14 protein-coding genes and 1 other RNA gene are annotated in these 15,420 nt (G+C 30.4%); 14 read left to right on the plus strand and 1 reads right to left on the minus strand.

Features of this window, described 5'->3' with window-relative positions:
• Nucleotides 1-55: 55 nt before the first annotated feature.
• The 9 genes from ruvA (at nucleotide 56) to ssrA (ending at nucleotide 10,404) form a co-directional block, all read left to right on the plus strand.
• Entirely contained in the window at nucleotides 56-700 is a 645-nt protein-coding gene (ruvA, locus tag ACSH40_RS00970; protein WP_438341699.1) for a Holliday junction branch migration protein RuvA, read from the plus strand.
• Nucleotides 681-1,622 (plus strand): Holliday junction branch migration DNA helicase RuvB, encoded by a 942-nt coding sequence (gene ruvB, locus ACSH40_RS00975; RefSeq protein WP_438341700.1) that lies wholly within the window; start codon nucleotides 681-683, stop codon nucleotides 1,620-1,622. The genes ruvA and ruvB overlap by 20 nt, the downstream gene beginning before the upstream one ends.
• Nucleotides 1,623-1,688: 66 nt before the next feature.
• A complete protein-coding gene (secDF, locus tag ACSH40_RS00980) occupies nucleotides 1,689-4,205 on the plus strand; it encodes a protein translocase subunit SecDF (RefSeq protein ID WP_438341701.1) in 2,517 nt (838 codons plus the stop codon).
• A 9-nt stretch (nucleotides 4,206-4,214) separates the two neighbouring features.
• Nucleotides 4,215-5,486, plus strand: coding sequence for a histidine--tRNA ligase (gene hisS, locus ACSH40_RS00985; RefSeq protein WP_438341702.1), 1,272 nt, complete (start codon nucleotides 4,215-4,217; stop codon nucleotides 5,484-5,486).
• 1 nt (nucleotide 5,487) lies between these two features.
• Nucleotides 5,488-7,185, plus strand: a complete 1,698-nt coding sequence (aspS, locus tag ACSH40_RS00990; RefSeq protein WP_438341703.1) for an aspartate--tRNA ligase — start codon at nucleotides 5,488-5,490, stop codon at nucleotides 7,183-7,185.
• A gap of 3 nt (nucleotides 7,186-7,188) precedes the next feature.
• Nucleotides 7,189-7,431 carry a preprotein translocase subunit SecG gene (gene secG, locus ACSH40_RS00995; protein WP_438341704.1) on the plus strand — a complete coding sequence of 81 codons (243 nt, stop codon included), beginning with the start codon at nucleotides 7,189-7,191 and terminating at the stop codon, nucleotides 7,429-7,431.
• On the plus strand, nucleotides 7,421-9,580 hold the full coding sequence (gene rnr / locus ACSH40_RS01000) for a ribonuclease R (protein WP_438341705.1): 2,160 nt from the start codon (nucleotides 7,421-7,423) through the stop codon (nucleotides 9,578-9,580). The genes secG and rnr overlap by 11 nt, the downstream gene beginning before the upstream one ends.
• Complete coding sequence (gene smpB, locus ACSH40_RS01005; protein ID WP_438341706.1) at nucleotides 9,558-9,992, plus strand: SsrA-binding protein; 435 nt, start codon at nucleotides 9,558-9,560, stop codon at nucleotides 9,990-9,992. Before rnr ends, smpB begins: the two co-directional genes overlap by 23 nt.
• A 30-nt stretch (nucleotides 9,993-10,022) precedes the next feature.
• Nucleotides 10,023-10,404: a transfer-messenger RNA gene (ssrA, locus tag ACSH40_RS01010) on the plus strand.
• Between the two features lie 90 nt (nucleotides 10,405-10,494).
• On the opposite strand, the gene ACSH40_RS01015 is transcribed toward ssrA, so the two are convergent.
• On the minus strand, nucleotides 10,495-11,226 hold the full coding sequence (locus ACSH40_RS01015) for a nitroreductase family protein (protein WP_438341707.1): 732 nt from the start codon (nucleotides 11,224-11,226) through the stop codon (nucleotides 10,495-10,497).
• 99 nt (nucleotides 11,227-11,325) lie between these two features.
• On the opposite strand from ACSH40_RS01015, the gene prfA reads away from it, so the two are divergent.
• The 5 genes from prfA to cmk are packed head-to-tail and all read left to right on the plus strand — an operon-like array spanning nucleotide 11,326 to nucleotide 15,416.
• On the plus strand, nucleotides 11,326-12,408 hold the full coding sequence (gene prfA, locus ACSH40_RS01020) for a peptide chain release factor 1 (RefSeq protein WP_438341708.1): 1,083 nt from the start codon (nucleotides 11,326-11,328) through the stop codon (nucleotides 12,406-12,408).
• Nucleotides 12,409-12,413: 5 nt separating this feature from the next.
• A complete protein-coding gene (locus ACSH40_RS01025; protein ID WP_438341709.1) occupies nucleotides 12,414-13,127 on the plus strand; it encodes a peptide chain release factor N(5)-glutamine methyltransferase in 714 nt (237 codons plus the stop codon).
• Between the two features lie 27 nt (nucleotides 13,128-13,154).
• Nucleotides 13,155-14,291 (plus strand): molecular chaperone DnaJ, encoded by a 1,137-nt coding sequence (gene dnaJ, locus ACSH40_RS01030; protein ID WP_438341710.1) that lies wholly within the window; start codon nucleotides 13,155-13,157, stop codon nucleotides 14,289-14,291.
• Between the two features lie 46 nt (nucleotides 14,292-14,337).
• Entirely contained in the window at nucleotides 14,338-14,742 is a 405-nt protein-coding gene (locus ACSH40_RS01035) for a hypothetical protein (RefSeq protein WP_438341711.1), read from the plus strand.
• A gap of 2 nt (nucleotides 14,743-14,744) precedes the next feature.
• Entirely contained in the window at nucleotides 14,745-15,416 is a 672-nt protein-coding gene (gene cmk / locus ACSH40_RS01040) for a (d)CMP kinase (RefSeq protein ID WP_438341712.1), read from the plus strand.
• Nucleotides 15,417-15,420 lie beyond the last annotated feature (4 nt).

A 15,420-nucleotide genomic window follows, 5' to 3' on the forward strand; every position in this document is an offset into this window, starting at 1 on the left:
CATTTAACAATCCGTGTTGTTTTTGTGTTGTTTAATTAGGTTGAGGTAAACGAAAATGATAATTTATAAATATGGAAAAATTGTTCACACTAATAAAAATTACATTATTTTAGAAAACAACCGAGTTGGAGAACTAATTTATGTTCCAATGGTTGAGAGATTTAAAAAAGACGAAAATATGAAAGTTTTTGTCCATGAGTACGAGACAGAACACTTTAAAACAACGTATGGATTTGAAAATTTCAAGGAATTAGTAGTCTTTGAAGATCTGCTTTCAATACAAGGAATTGGACCTAAAACTGCATTATCAGTACTAAATATAGGTTGAGAAAAAGTAGTTGAATATGTTGCTAGTGCAAACATTAACAAATTGAATTCAATTCCTTATCTAAGTAACCGCTCAGCAAGACAACTGATCTTTGAATATCAACCTAAATATGAAAAATTCTTGCAAAAGAAAACTCCTGAAGATGAAACAGAAAACAATGAGTTTGAAGCAACTAAAGGAGAAAATAAGACTATTGTTTCAGAAAATGCTCATAACATCGAAAAAAGTTTGCGTATCTTAGGGTTTAGAAATAGTCAGATAAAAGAAGCTATGCAAGAAATAAATGTTGATCAAGAACTTGATAAAGCTGTTGAAGAAGCAATTAAAGTAATTTCATCAAAACACGCCAATAATGCAATTATTCAAAATTAGTACTTTCGATGAATTTATCGGGCAAGATAAAATTAAAGAAACTTTGAAGGTTATGATCGATTCAGCAGATAAACAGCACAAGCTAATTGATCATTTACTTTTTTATGGTCCGCCAGGATTAGGGAAAACGTCCTTAGCAACAATTATCGCTAACGAAACTAAGAGAAATATAGTTTTCGTTCAAGGACCTTTACTAGAAAAACGCAGTGATTTAATCACTATGTTTTCATCTATTCAAGAAAACGACATCATTTTTATTGATGAAATTCATTCTGTCAACAAAACCTTGCACGAATTGTTGTATTCTGCAATGGAAGAAGGTAAAATTGATATTGTTTTAGGTGTAGATGGTGACAAAAAAATCATGCGTTTAAAACTTAATAATTTTAGTCTAATTGCTGCTACAACTAAGTTTGAATTACTCACTCAACCACTTAAAGATAGGTTTGGATACATTGCTAGACTCAAAAATTACAGTAACGCTGAAATATGCAAAATAATTGAAAATTCTGCTTTGAAAACCAATATGAAAATAGACCCAGAAGCCATTAATTTTATTGCAAAAAATTCTCGTTTCACGCCGAGAATCGCTAACAATTTATTAAAGAGATGTCATGATTTTACACTATATGAAAACCATGATGTAATAACAAAATCAATGGTTCAAAAGACTTTTGATTATTTAGGGGTTTTTAGTCTAGGTTTTAGTGATTTACAGATACAATATTTAAAAACGTTAGTTACTATTTTTGACCAAAAACCTGCTTCTTTGGATGCTATATGTAGTCTTTTACGTGAAAGTAGGCAAACAATATTGCATGATGTTGAACCGCATTTATTAGCTAACAAGTTTATTATCAAAACTTTCAGAGGACGAATGATTACATCAAAAGGAGTTGATTACATAAGTCAATACATCTAATTTTTATTATTCTAGCAAGGTTTAATCATAGATTAAAAACCTGGCTTTCTAGTATAATTTAAAAATATGAATTACGAAAACAATAAAAATCCAAAAAACAAGCTAAGATGACTGATTACTTACGTTGGAGTGTTGTTAATTTCGATTGCATTAATAATTGCAGTATCATTAGGTTTTAAAAGTAGTAATTCAAATGCTAATTCAACCGTTAAGCAAGCTAATGTAGTTCTTAAAATTGACACTTCTGACAATGAAAACTTGAGTGAAAACACTTCCTTTTCTAACCAGGAAGTTTTTGGTGGTATTGAAAAGTTGCTTTCATACGGAAACCTTAATGAAAATTATCGTTTGTATGACGGTAATGGAGTTTTAAAATTAGAAACAAATATTAACAATGACTACGATTTAAATGAACTTGTTAATAAATTAGCGAATAAATCATACATTGTTGTAACCGATTCAACAGGAACTCCTTTATTTTACAAAAACCAATATTTCAAACCAGGTTCAAATGACAATGTAAGTTTGGATAAATTGCTTAAGGGTAATGAAGCAGACTTTGCATTGCCTTTAGAAAATAATCCAGCAAATTGAAATACCAAGCAAGCTTCTAATCGAGTATCTTTACTTCTAAGTGACAAAGGTAATCACCAATTAGATTTATTAAAACAGGACTACCAAAATCAAAGAATTTATTTCTGGATTAATCTTAAAAAGTTTGTTAATTTAGCAGAAAATCAATTTGCTTCTGATTGAGCTGCGGCAAATAAAAATCCAGTTAACTTTGCATACGAGAATAATAATGCAGTTGGTTCATATGATCAAACTACTAAAAAAGTTAAAGAACCAGTATTAAAAAATGATTCACTTAATGCAAGTAAATATTTAGTATCAGTTTCTTCTCCGTCGGTGATGACTTATGCAAAACCAGGAGATAAAATCATCTACTTATTCAACAATTATCAAGCATACTCAAACAAAGAATTAAGCGCAATCATTAATTATGCCTATTCACCTTATCAATTAAAAGTTTTAGCAACTAATTACGCGACAAAAACCTTTAATTACCAAGCGATTAAGTTTGTTTTAATTATTGTTTTCGCAATTATTGGTTTCTATCTAATTTTCAATTACAGAATATTAGGGTTGATTTCTTCTTTAGCTTTTGGATTAAATGGATTAGTAATTTATTTAGTGCTAACAAGTTTTGGAATTTCTTTAAGTCCATTATTAATTGCAGGTCTAATAACAACACTACTAATTGCATTTGGACTAATGAATAATTCTTTAGCTAGATTTAAACGTGAAATAGTCAAAAAAATGACACCTTCTAAAGCAATTCAAAAATCACAAAAAACAACTTTGTTTGCTTCGTTTGACACTCTGCTTTGTTTAGTTGTAGCATCAATCATGGCTTTATACCTAAGCATCAATGTTGTTTCTGTCTTTGCTTCAATGGTGATAGTTGCTTCTATTTTTACAACTATAATCATTATTGGGTTAAATAACATTATCATTTATAACTTAACAAATGTTGATCATTTTGCTTACTATCCTTGATTATTATCTTTAACAAAAGAGTTTAGATTTAAATCAAAAATTGCATTAAATTTTGTATCTAAATACAACACAATCTTTTTCGCTTTAGTTTTACCAATTGCTTTCATCATTCTATTTTCACATGGAACTAGTTTTGAAAGATCATTAGATTTATCACCACTATTGCAGACAACAAATAACTATGCAATTACAACCCTTGATGGAATCACACAAAGCACTGCTTTAGCGGTTCAAAAACAGTTAAGTGCATTGAATATCGAAAATGTGCAAATAATGCAAAATTCATTAGATAACAACACATACACAATGTTAGTTTCTTCTTCACAATCGTTAGATTTAGCAACAGCATTGAATTCGACTGATTTAGCAAACAATTTTATTCTTGAAAATTGAACTTGATCAACTAAAGGATTTTTAAGACAATTAGGATTTTCTTGAATACCACTAATTGTGTCTCTTCTTTTAGTAGGTATCTATATCTGAATTCGTTATTCATTGATAACAACTCTAATTTATTTCATCAAAGAATATAATGTTTTTCTATTAACTATTGCTTTAATGATTATTTTCAAAATTAAATTTGATTACAATCTTGCTCTAATCTTCTTTATTGCACATGTTTTTGTTATTTACTCACATTTAATGAGTGCTAATAAAATTAAAATTCTTACTCACCAAGATACAAATCTAAAAAATTACATTTATTCTCCAGAACAAATCAAAACAATTGTCAAAAAATTGATCAATCAATCATTTAGAACATCTGTTTGATTCTTGATTTTAGTGTCGATAATTTCATTGTCATTAGCATTTACAACCAGTGAAATGCAAAATGTGTTTTTAGCAATTTTATTAATCAATCTATCAATTTTTAGTTTTGATTTCTTGCTTGCACCACTTCTATGACAATGAATGTTAACCAACAAGTTTGCTCGCAAACAAAAACGTATTGATACTTTCTATTGATCTACTTCAAAAGTTGAAGAACAAGAATTTAGTACAATCAATGATTTCAATAAGTAAGGAGAAAATATGTATCAAAAAGTAAAAGGAACAAAAGATATTTTTGGTCAGGAAGCAAATTTATATTTACAGATAGTCGATACATTTAAGAATATTTGTCAAAAATATTCTTTTTCTTATATAGAGACACCTATCATCGAACACACTGAATTATTTGTTCGCTCTGCTGGTGAATTCAGCGACATTGTAAATAAAGAAATGTATTCTTTCCAAACACGCGGAGAAAAAATGATTAGTCTTCGTCCTGAAGGTACTGCTCCAGTAATTCGCAGTGTTGTTGAAAACAAGTTAGCAACAAATAATTACTTAAAAGTTTTTTATTATGGCAATATGTACCGTTATGAGCGTCCACAAAAAGGTCGTTATCGCGAATTTAGACAAGGCGGGGTAGAATTTCTTGCTCCCAAAAGTGTTGACACTAATTTTGAAATAATTAAGTTGGCAAGTGATTTTCTAAACCAAATTAACATCAAAGATTTTGTTTTAGAAATTAATTCATTAGGTTCTGATGCTTCGCGTAAAACATACACTCAACATTTACAGAAATATTTTGCTAAGTATCAAGACAAATTGTCTGAAATCAATAAAAAGAGATTAGAAAATAATGTTTTAAGAATTTTAGATGATAAAGAACAAAATGATTTGGATTTTGTCAAAAATGCACCACAATTATGAGATTTTCTTTCACAACATGAAAAAGATGACTTTAATTCATTATGTAAATTATTGGAAAAGCACAACATCAACTATTCTGTTAATAAATCTTTAGTTCGAGGACTGGATTATTACAATGACATAGTTTTTGAATTTGTATCCACTTCACAAGCGCTGGGAACAAAATCTACTATTTTAGCTGGTGGACGTTATGATGGGATGTTAAAACAGTTAGGTGGACCTGATGTTGATTCAATTGGTTTTGCCTTTGGAATGGAAAGATTAGTTGAAATCTTGACACATAACAATTCAAACAAAAACTATTCGCAATACAAAAAAGTTTTAGTGGCTTATTTAAATGAAGATGAAAAAGAGGAAATGACAAATTTAGTTAGTCAACTAAGAAGCAGTAATGCCAAATTGAGTATTGAAATTTTCTATGAGCCTCTTTCAATTAAAAAAATGTTTAAAAAAGCAGAGCAAATTGAAGCAGACATCATCATTTTCAAAGAGTTAAATCAAGCTAAAAATCACTATAAGATTAAATATGTTGACAAAGGAAAAATCTTACTGTCTGAAAAAACAATTGAGCTAAAAAATATCGAACAATTTATTGAGGAAATTTAATATGAAAACAATATTTAACACAAGTTTGACCATTAAAAACGAAGGACAAAAAGTCACTCTTTATGGTTGAATAGCGAACAAAAGAAAATTTAAAAAACAACTGTTCGTTGACTTGAGAGATAGAAGTGGAATTATTCAAGTAATTTTTACTGATGTTTCAGATCCTTTATTAACTAAAGAAAGTGCAATTGAAGTAACGGGAACTGTAACAAAAAGACTGGAAGCTAATCCAAATTTAGCAACTGGAGAGATTGAAGTTCAAGTTGAATCATACAAAATCCTTAACAGCGCGAGTCAAATTCCTTTTGAAATCAATGACAACGAAAAAAATACTGAAGCTAATGAAGACCTTCGTTTAGAATATCGTTTCTTAGATTTACGTCGTGAAAAAATGCAACAAAACATTGCTTTAAGACATAAAGTTTCACTAGAAACCCGTAAATTTTTCGATGCCAATGGATTTTTGGAAATTGAAACTCCTATTCTATGTAAATCAACACCGGAAGGAGCACGTGACTTTTTAGTTCCAACAAGAAAAAAGGGTAAATTTTTTGCACTACCACAATCTCCGCAATTGTATAAACAACTTTTAATGGCTTCAGGGTTTGAAAAATACTTCCAAATAGCAAGAGTTTTCAGAGATGAAGACTCACGTAAAGACCGCCAACCTGAATTTACTCAAATTGACTTCGAAATGTCTTTTTCAACAGAAGAAGAATTGTTTAAACTTGTAGAAAATTACTATCAACACATTTTTAACTCATTAGGTTTAAAATTGAACATTCCATTTAGAAGAATGGATTTCTTTGAATCAATGGATAAATATGGAAATGATAAACCAGACACAAGATACGGATATCTTCTAACTGATTATTCAGAACTACTAGCAAGCGAAGATGCTTTAAAATTTATTGCTTTTGATAAAGATAGTTCAAACGATTGAAAATACATAACCGAAATAGCAACAAAAAATAATGCTAAAAATTTTGCTATTTACAAAATTGAATCTAACAAAATAACAGACCAAATGACAATAGGGAATAGTCTAGACAATAACCAACTTGAAAAACTACTATCGAAAGCAAACATTAGTGATGGTTCGCTATTTGTATGCTTTGGTAAATATAGTGACATAACAAAATCTTTAGGAGCTGTTCGTGTTGTTTTAAATGATTTATATCTTCTTGCTGATCCAAATCGTTATGATTTCTTATGAATCGTAAATTGACCAATGTTTGAATTTAATGAAGATAGTCAAACTTATGAACCAGCTCACCATGCTTTTACTATGATTGATGAAAAAACTATGTCTTATTTTGAAAACAATGAATATGACAAAGTTCGCGCTCGTTCATATGACTTAGTTTTAAATGGATATGAACTAGGTTCAGGTTCAGTTCGTATTAATGATCCAAAACTTCAATCATTAATGTTTGAAAAATTAAATATGTCACCAAAAGAATATGAATCAAAATTTGGATTCTTCTTAAAAGCATTCAAATATGGTCTTCCGCCGCACTGTGGAATGGCTTTCGGACTTGAAAGAATCTTGATGATCCTAACTAATTCGCAATCAATTCGTGACGTTATTGCCTTTCCAAAAAATGCAAAACAAATTGATTTATTATCAAACTCTCCTTCAATGGTTACAAAAGACCAACTAGATGAGTACTTTTTAGCAATGAAAGGAGAAAAATAGTTAATGACTATTTGATTAGTTTTAATTGCTATAGTGGCAATCATAATCATCATTATTTCTTTTTTAATGTCACCAGATTCAAATGGTTTCAGTGGTGCCCTTGTAGGTAGTGGAGACCTTGACTTATTTAAAGTTTCAAAAGAAAGAGGTTTCAAAAAATTTCTTAAATATTCAATGATGATTTTCGGTTTTTTATTAATAATTATTGCTATTGTCCTGAGAGTTGTAATTCAAAATGGCAAATAGTTATAAACGTTTTAATTTACAAACTAAAGACATTGTTGACTTACTAAAAAAAGAAAAAAAACCACTTCAATTTATCGAAATAGCAAAGCAACTAAAAGTTGCTAAATTTCATAATAAAGAACTGTCCGAATTGATTTTTGAATGCGAAAAGCTAAGGCTAGTAGAAAAAAACCGTGAAGGTCAATATTTTGCTCTTGACTATGTAACAGGTGGTTTTTTTGAAATTTCAATAACTAACAAAAGATTAGGTTTTATTGATTTTGAAGAAGATAAAAGCGCTCTGGCTTTACCATTCCAACTAAACAATGTTTTAGACAAAGATATTGTCCATGCTGATATTTACGGCTATGAACAAGAAGAAAAAACATTTTATCGTGCTTTTGTTACTCACGTTAAGGAACATCAAAAGAAAGTTGTAGTTGGTAAATTTGTAAAAGGTTTTAATGTGCCGACATTCTTTTTTGAAGCTTTTGATGATCGCGACAGAGCCAAATATTTTGTGCAAAAATTGCCAGATGATTTTGTTTACGAAACCGAGCAATTGGCAAAAATGGAAGTCTTAAGTCCTAAAGCAGGTGGGTCACGAGTAGATGTTAAGTTTATTGAATACATAGGTAACATCAATAATCCACGTGTAATAGAAAAGAAGATCATAGCTCAAAATAATATTGAAATAGATTTTGAAACTGAAGTTGAACAGCTTTCAAAATCATTACCAAAAGAAGTTTTAGCTTCTGATTATCAAAATCGTAAAGACTTAACCCAATTATTTACTGTTACCATTGATGGCGATGACACAAAAGATTTTGATGATGCAATTAGTTGTCAAAAAAGATCTGACGGAACTTTCGATTTGTGAGTTCACATAGCTGACGTTTCACATTATGTCAAAGAAAATGATGCAATTGACAAAGAAGCATTGGAAAGAGGAACATCAATCTATCTTCCCGACAAAGTTATTCCTATGCTTCCTTTTGAATTGTCAAATGGAATTTGTTCACTAAATCCACAACAAAAAAGATGTGCAATGACATTGCAAATGCACATTGATGAAAATGGTAAAAATATTTCTTATGAAATTTATCCATCAATAATCGAAAGTAATTATCGTTTAACTTATTCAAGAGTTAACGATTATTATGCTCAAAAACCTCACATTTTTGATTTCGAGACAACTTATTTACTTGACACAGCATTAGATATAAGTAAACTAATTCGAAAAATAAAAAATGACGAAGGGTATGTTGATTTCGAAATAGAAGAGCCAAAAATTATTATGGATGGTGACAAGGTAGTAGACATCGTAATAAAAAGATCAGGCATCAGTGAAATGATGATTGAAGATTTTATGGTTCGTGCCAACGAAACAGTTGCGACCATGATGGCAGACAAGAAAATACCTTCAATTTATCGTATTCATGCCGAGCCAGAACCGGAAAAAATCTTTAACTTGCAAGAAGTTCTAAACTTTTTAAATTTAAATGTTAAAGTTCCTGACACTGGGCTTTCAAAAGATTTTGCCAAAATGATTGACAAAATAAAAGAAAAAGATCATTTTGATGATTTTCTTAAGGCTCACTTACTAAGAACCTTATCAAAAGCAAAATATTCAGAAATAAATATTGGTCATTTTGGGTTAGCAAGCAGTTGTTATGCTCACTTTACAAGTCCAATTAGACGTTATCCTGATTTATTATTGCATCGCCTAATAAGAGATTATATTTTTAATAGTCAGCCATTAAATGATGAAACAAAGGAATTATTAGAAAATAAAATCAGTGACATCGCCCAAAAGAACACTGATTCAGAAGTTGTGGCAATGTCAATTGAAAGAGATGTAGTTGATCTTAAAAAAGCAGAATTTTTTGAAGCTTTTGTTTCGCAAAAATATAAAGCTAAAGTGATCAGTTGTGAAAAATTCGGAGTATTTTTCGAATTGCCAAACTATAAAACCTCTATTCTTCTTAGGTTCGAAGATATTCAAAGAGAAATGGTTTCACAAATCTCACCACTTCTTGCTAAGGGACCAACTTTAGAATTCAAAGCTGACAAAGATTATGAAATTGTAATTGCAAGCGTTGATAAAGCAAAGGGTCAAATCAACGCCTTATTACCAGAGGATTATTATGAAGCAAATAGTAAAAAATAAATATCCTCGTTATGAATATGAAATCAAAGAAACATATGAATGTGGTATTTCTTTACAAGGATGAGAAGTAAAATCATTACGAGCTCAAAATGCCAATTTAAATAATGCTTTTTGCACCATTAAAGGTAATGAAATGTGAATCAATAATTTTTACATTTCACAGTATATGAATGTTAAAGGTGATTTAGAAAGAACTAAAAAGCTTTTACTTCATAAGAATGAAATTATTAGAATTCAATCAAAAGTAGAGAGATTGGGACTGCAAATCATTCCGACTCTAGTCTATTGAAAAAATAATCACATAAAAGTAGAGATTGCTCTTGCTAAGCATTTGAAAGTACATGACAAAAGACAAAAAATAATTCAAGAGGAAAATGATAAAAAATTGCAAAAAATCTTGAAACAATACTAACCATAGCTTATAATTGCTATTGTTATTAATGGGGGTGTAATGGCTTCGACAGGCACAAGCTCCTTAAAAGCGCAGTAGTGTGGCAGACTATAATTGCTTCTAGGCTTTCAATGACCGGAAAAACTAGCGAAAACGAAGAACTATCAGTTTCACCTGTATTCTTCAATCGTCAATCAAATCTATTATTCGCTTAATGAATTTTAGTCAACTTTTCTATGCCCGCTAGAAAAAGTTGTCGTTAGGGCTTAGGTTTCAAAAGTGCAACTATTTTGAAACTGAAAAATGAGTTGCCATTAACAAATTGATTTTGTTGTCTTATTGATTTGTTAATGTATTTCAAAGACAACTAAACTGTAGTACTTGCAAGTAAGTTTGTGTGTGGACCGGGGTTCAATTCCCCGCATCTCCACCATTTTTTTATATCTTTTTTGCTAAAAAGACTGAAAAAGTAACAAAAAACTAGGAAAAAATTATCTTTTTCCTAGTTGTGAGTGTGTTTATTTTATTTGTTTTGTAATTTAAGGTCTCAAATTTCTTCGATTTCTTTAGTATTCATGTTGTATCTAGATGCACTTAGAATCGAGGCTTCATAGTATGAATATGCTTTTTTATCTGGAGCTAGTTTTGTAAAGTAATCTTCCAATTCTTTACTATATCTTTTAGCTTCGATATCTAATGAATCAATGTCATATTTACCTTCAAAAACCCTATTTAGTTTAGGTTTAACACTAACTTCTTCATCAAGATATCCAAGTGCTAAACCGATAACTGGAAATGCCTGACCTTTAATGTTTAATAGTTGTCTTAGTTCTGGAATCATTGTTCTTACTAAACCTAAAAAGCAAGTACCTAAACCATTCGAAATGGCAACGTCTTGTAACATAGTAGCTTGAATGTAAGCGTCTCCAGCAGCAACTAAAAATCCTTCTTTTGTGTGTAAATCATATTTAATTTCTGGGTAGTGCTTCTGAGCTAAATTCATGCGATTGAAATCAGCCACAAAAACAACAAACATTGCACAGCTTTCAACAGCTCGAGCAAATTTATTTGCCTGCCCGATTGCTTTTAGTTGTTCTTTATCGGTGATTATTATTGCACTTGAAGAATGTCAATTAGAAGAGTTAGGTGCCAATTTGATAGCATCGAATAATTTCTTTTTTAATTCATCGTCAATTGCTTTATCTTTAAATTTTCTAATACTTGTACGTTTTAAAATTGCTTGGTATAAATCCATATTTTTCTCCTTTTTTGTTATATTTTAGTCCAAAAAGGTTATTTTTGTCCAAATCTTAGTACCCTAAAGCAAGACAAATTATTGTATAATAATTTAATTATGGAAAAGACAATGCTTTCAAGCCTAAGTGCTATCAAAACTAAATATTTGGATATTCAAGAAGATTTATTAAAACCTGAAATTTACAATGACACCAAAAAATATGCAAAATTGCAAAAAGAACAAAATGCAATTCGTGACATTTATGAAAGCTTCGTAAAATGAGAAAAAAGTAATGATGCTTTTATTCAAGCTAAAGAAGTATTAAAAAACGAAAAAGATGCTGAATTGTTAGAATTAGCAAAAATGGAAATTGAATCGCTTGAAGAAGAAATGACCACTCTTGAAGAAGAACTAAAAATTCTTTTATTACCTAAAGATGAAAATGACGAAAGAGACGTTATCATCGAAATTAGAGGAGCAGCCGGTGGAGATGAAGCTAACATTTTTGCTGGTGACTTGTTTAGAATGTATCAAAAATATGCTGATCTAAATGATATGAAAGTCCAAATGATCGATTCAACATTTGGAGCATCTGGTGGATTTAGTCAAGTTGTCTTTTCAGTGAGTGGAGATAAAGTCTTTTCAAAATTAAAATTTGAAAGAGGAGTTCACCGTGTACAAAGAATTCCTGCTACCGAAACAAAAGGTAGAGTCCATACCTCAACTGTTACTGTAACAGTTCTTCCTGCTGTCGATGATGATGTCGAAATTGAAATCAGACCACAAGATTTAAAAGTGGACACTTTCCGTTCTTCAGGAGCAGGTGGACAAAGTGTTAATACAACCGATAGTGCTGTCCGTATTACTCACATTCCAACAGGTTTAGTAGTTACATCGCAAGATGAACGTTCACAAATTGCTAACCGTCAACAAGCAATGAAATTAATGAAATCTAAACTATATGAAATGGAAGTAAGAAAAAGAGAAGAGGAGGAAGGAACTATTCGCAAACTTGCTGGTTCAGGTGATAGAAGTGAAAAAATTCGAACTTATAACTATCCACAAGACAGAGTTACAGATCATAGAATAGGATTTTCAACTTCGCTTAAAAATGTTATGGATGGAAACATGACTTCGCTAATTGAATCATTATTAGCTGAAGAAAGAGCAGAAAAAATTGCTCAAATTGGAGAACAATAATTAACATGCCTACACAAGAAGAACTTTTGCGTGAAAAACACCGAAACAATTTAGAACTAAAAGTTTCAAAAAAAGAGCAAAAGCTTCTTAAAAAAGGTTATCCAGTACAAAGAATAATCGGCTTTTGCGAAATGCAAAATGTCCGAATTTTTTTAAATCGATTTGTGCTAATTCCTCGTTATGAAACGGAAGAACTTATTTTAGAAGCTTATAACCACATTAACAAAGACTCGACAGTTTTAGATCTTGGAACAGGTAGTGGTTTCATAGCAATAGCGATACAAAAAAACAAAAAATGCTATGTTGACGCAGTAGAAAAGAACTTTTTTGCACTAAAACAAGCCAAGAAGAACTCTTTTATTAACGAAACTAAAATCAATTTTATTCGCTCCGATTGATTCAAAAAAGTTACAAAAAAATATGATGTCATCATTTCTAATCCGCCTTATCTGAACTATCAAGAAGTCATTAACAAACCAAAATTTGATCCTAAATATGCCTTGTATGCTAAAGATTCAGGCCTTAGAGATTATTTAAAAATTCTTAAAAAAGCACATTTATTTTTAAATAAAAACGGTGTTTTAATATTTGAAATCGATGATTTTGTAGCACCATTTTTCGAAAAAAATTATCCTAAAAGCAACATTATTAAAGACATTAATGGCAAGAAAAGAATAGTAGTCATAACAAAGCAAGAATTAGAAAATTTAGCACTCTAGTCCTTTTTGTGCTAAAATATATTTATTATGGCAGATAAAAAACGTGATTACTATGAAGTATTAGGAATTTCTAAGACAGCAACTGAAAAAGAAATTAAATCAGCATATCGTAAACTAGCGATGCAATATCACCCGGACAGAAATAAAGAACCAGGAGCAGAAGAAAAATTTAAAGAAGTTTCGGAAGCATACGAAGTTTTAAGTGATCCAGAGAAAAGAGCTAAATACGATAAATTTGGACATGCTGCTTTTGACCAAATGGGTGGAGCTTCAGGGTTCTCGAACGCGTCTGATATCTTCAAACAATTTTTTGGTGGATTTTCAAAAGCATTTAGCTTTGATGAATTCGATGGCTTTGGTGATTTCTTTGGTGGTGCCTTTGGACGTTCAAAACCCAATGGTCCAACAAAAGGAGCTGATTTAGAGCAAAGAATAACAATAACATTTCTTGAATCAGTATTCGGAGTCAAAAAAACCTTAAAACTTCAAAAAATCGAGATTTGTGATTTATGTAAAGGCAAAGGAGCTGAAAAAGACGAAGACTTTAAGAAGTGTTCTACTTGTGATGGCGGGGGTAAAGTTGCTTCTTCAATGTTTGGTTTATTTCAAAGTGTAACAACTTGTCCTGATTGTTCTGGTACTGGAAAAATAATTGTCAAAAAATGTTCAAAATGTAAAGGTAATGGTTCAATTAGAACTAATGTTGAACAAGAAGTTGACATTCCAGCAGGAATAATGAGTGGTCAAGTTCTTTTGCTAAAAGGGTTCGGAATTCCATCAAAAAATGGTGGACAAACCGGAGATATGCGACTTGTTATTGAAGTTAAGCGTCATGACTACTACCGTAGAATTGATAATGATATTATTTTAGAAGTTCCTGTATCAGTTAAATCAATAATAGCTGAAGAAACTATTTATGTGCCAACGCCATATGGTGAAAAACCAATAAAACTTGACAAAAAAAATCAAGATGGTGACACATTCATAATCAAAGATTGTGGATTTAAGTTCTTAAACCAAAATAAATATGGAAAAATGATTGTAAGAATTAAAACATTTATTCCTACTTTATCAGATTCAGAGCGAAAAATCGTTGTTCAAGCTCTTGAAAATAATAAAGATAATACCTATGAAAAATGAGTTAAAGAAGTTAGTAAAAAATAGCTAACTTTTTTATTTTTTTAAAGCATTATGTGGCTATAATTCTTTTATGAATTTGCCTAGTAGAAAGCAGCATTTTAAAAATTATCGTGAAGAGCTAAAAAAGACTAGTTCTTTAGTAAAAACTATTAAAAAAACCCGTAAAGAATATTTAAAATTAAGAGATAAGCTAACGGGTTATTTTGAAGATTTTGAAAAAGAATTTAACGATTTCAAAACTTATGTTGAAAATGAAACGATCATTAAAGAAAAAGTGAATTCTGCTAAACCAAAATCTAGTAATGATGATTTCATTACAAAACAAATTGCAAATCTTGAAACCGTTAAACAAAAAAATAAGTTGGATGGTGAAATGATTTATGAGCAAAAATTCTTGCCATTGTTACATGATGCAAAAATCGATGCAATTCAAAATATCGTTGAAACAGAATTAAGTAAACTAAGAGGAGAATAATTATGGAAAAGCGCATTAACATAGCAATTGATGGTCCAAGCGGTGTTGGTAAATCTAGTGTTGCCAAACTTCTAGCCAAAGAATTGGGCTATTTCTTTATCTCAAGTGGTTCAATTTATCGACTAATTGCTCTAAACGCAATTGAGCAAAAATTGGACTTAACAAATGAGAGTCAAGTGAATAGTCAATGAAATTTCGAAGACATCAAAATTGATGAAAAAGAACAAGTGTATTTTAAAGGTCGTAATGTTACTCATGATTTAAGAAAAGATGAAGTTTCCAAAGCAGCAAGTGACATTGCAGTTTATCCTTCTGTTCGTAAAAAAGTAGTTGACTTTTTACAATGATATTCTGTTTCTTATAAAGGAATTATCATTGATGGTCGTGATGCAACTTACCGTATTCTTCCTACTGCTGAACTTAAAATTTTCTTATGAGCTGATGCTGACATTAGAGCAAAACGTAGAGTTTTACAAAATGCTGAATTAGGTTTCGATAGTGACTATGACAAAACATTGCAAGAAATTATTGCAAGGGATGAACAAGATATGAATCGCAAAGAAGATCCATTAATATGTTCACCAGGTTCGATTAGAATTGATTCATCGAAAAAAAGTCTTCTAGAGGTTTATGCAGAAATACGTGCTTTAGCCTTAGAAAAAATTAAGGAGTAAAAGC

The sequence above is a fragment of the Mycoplasma sp. 3341 genome (assembly GCF_051549855.1).
GTDB lineage: Bacteria > Bacillota_I > Bacilli_A > Mycoplasmatales > Metamycoplasmataceae > Metamycoplasma.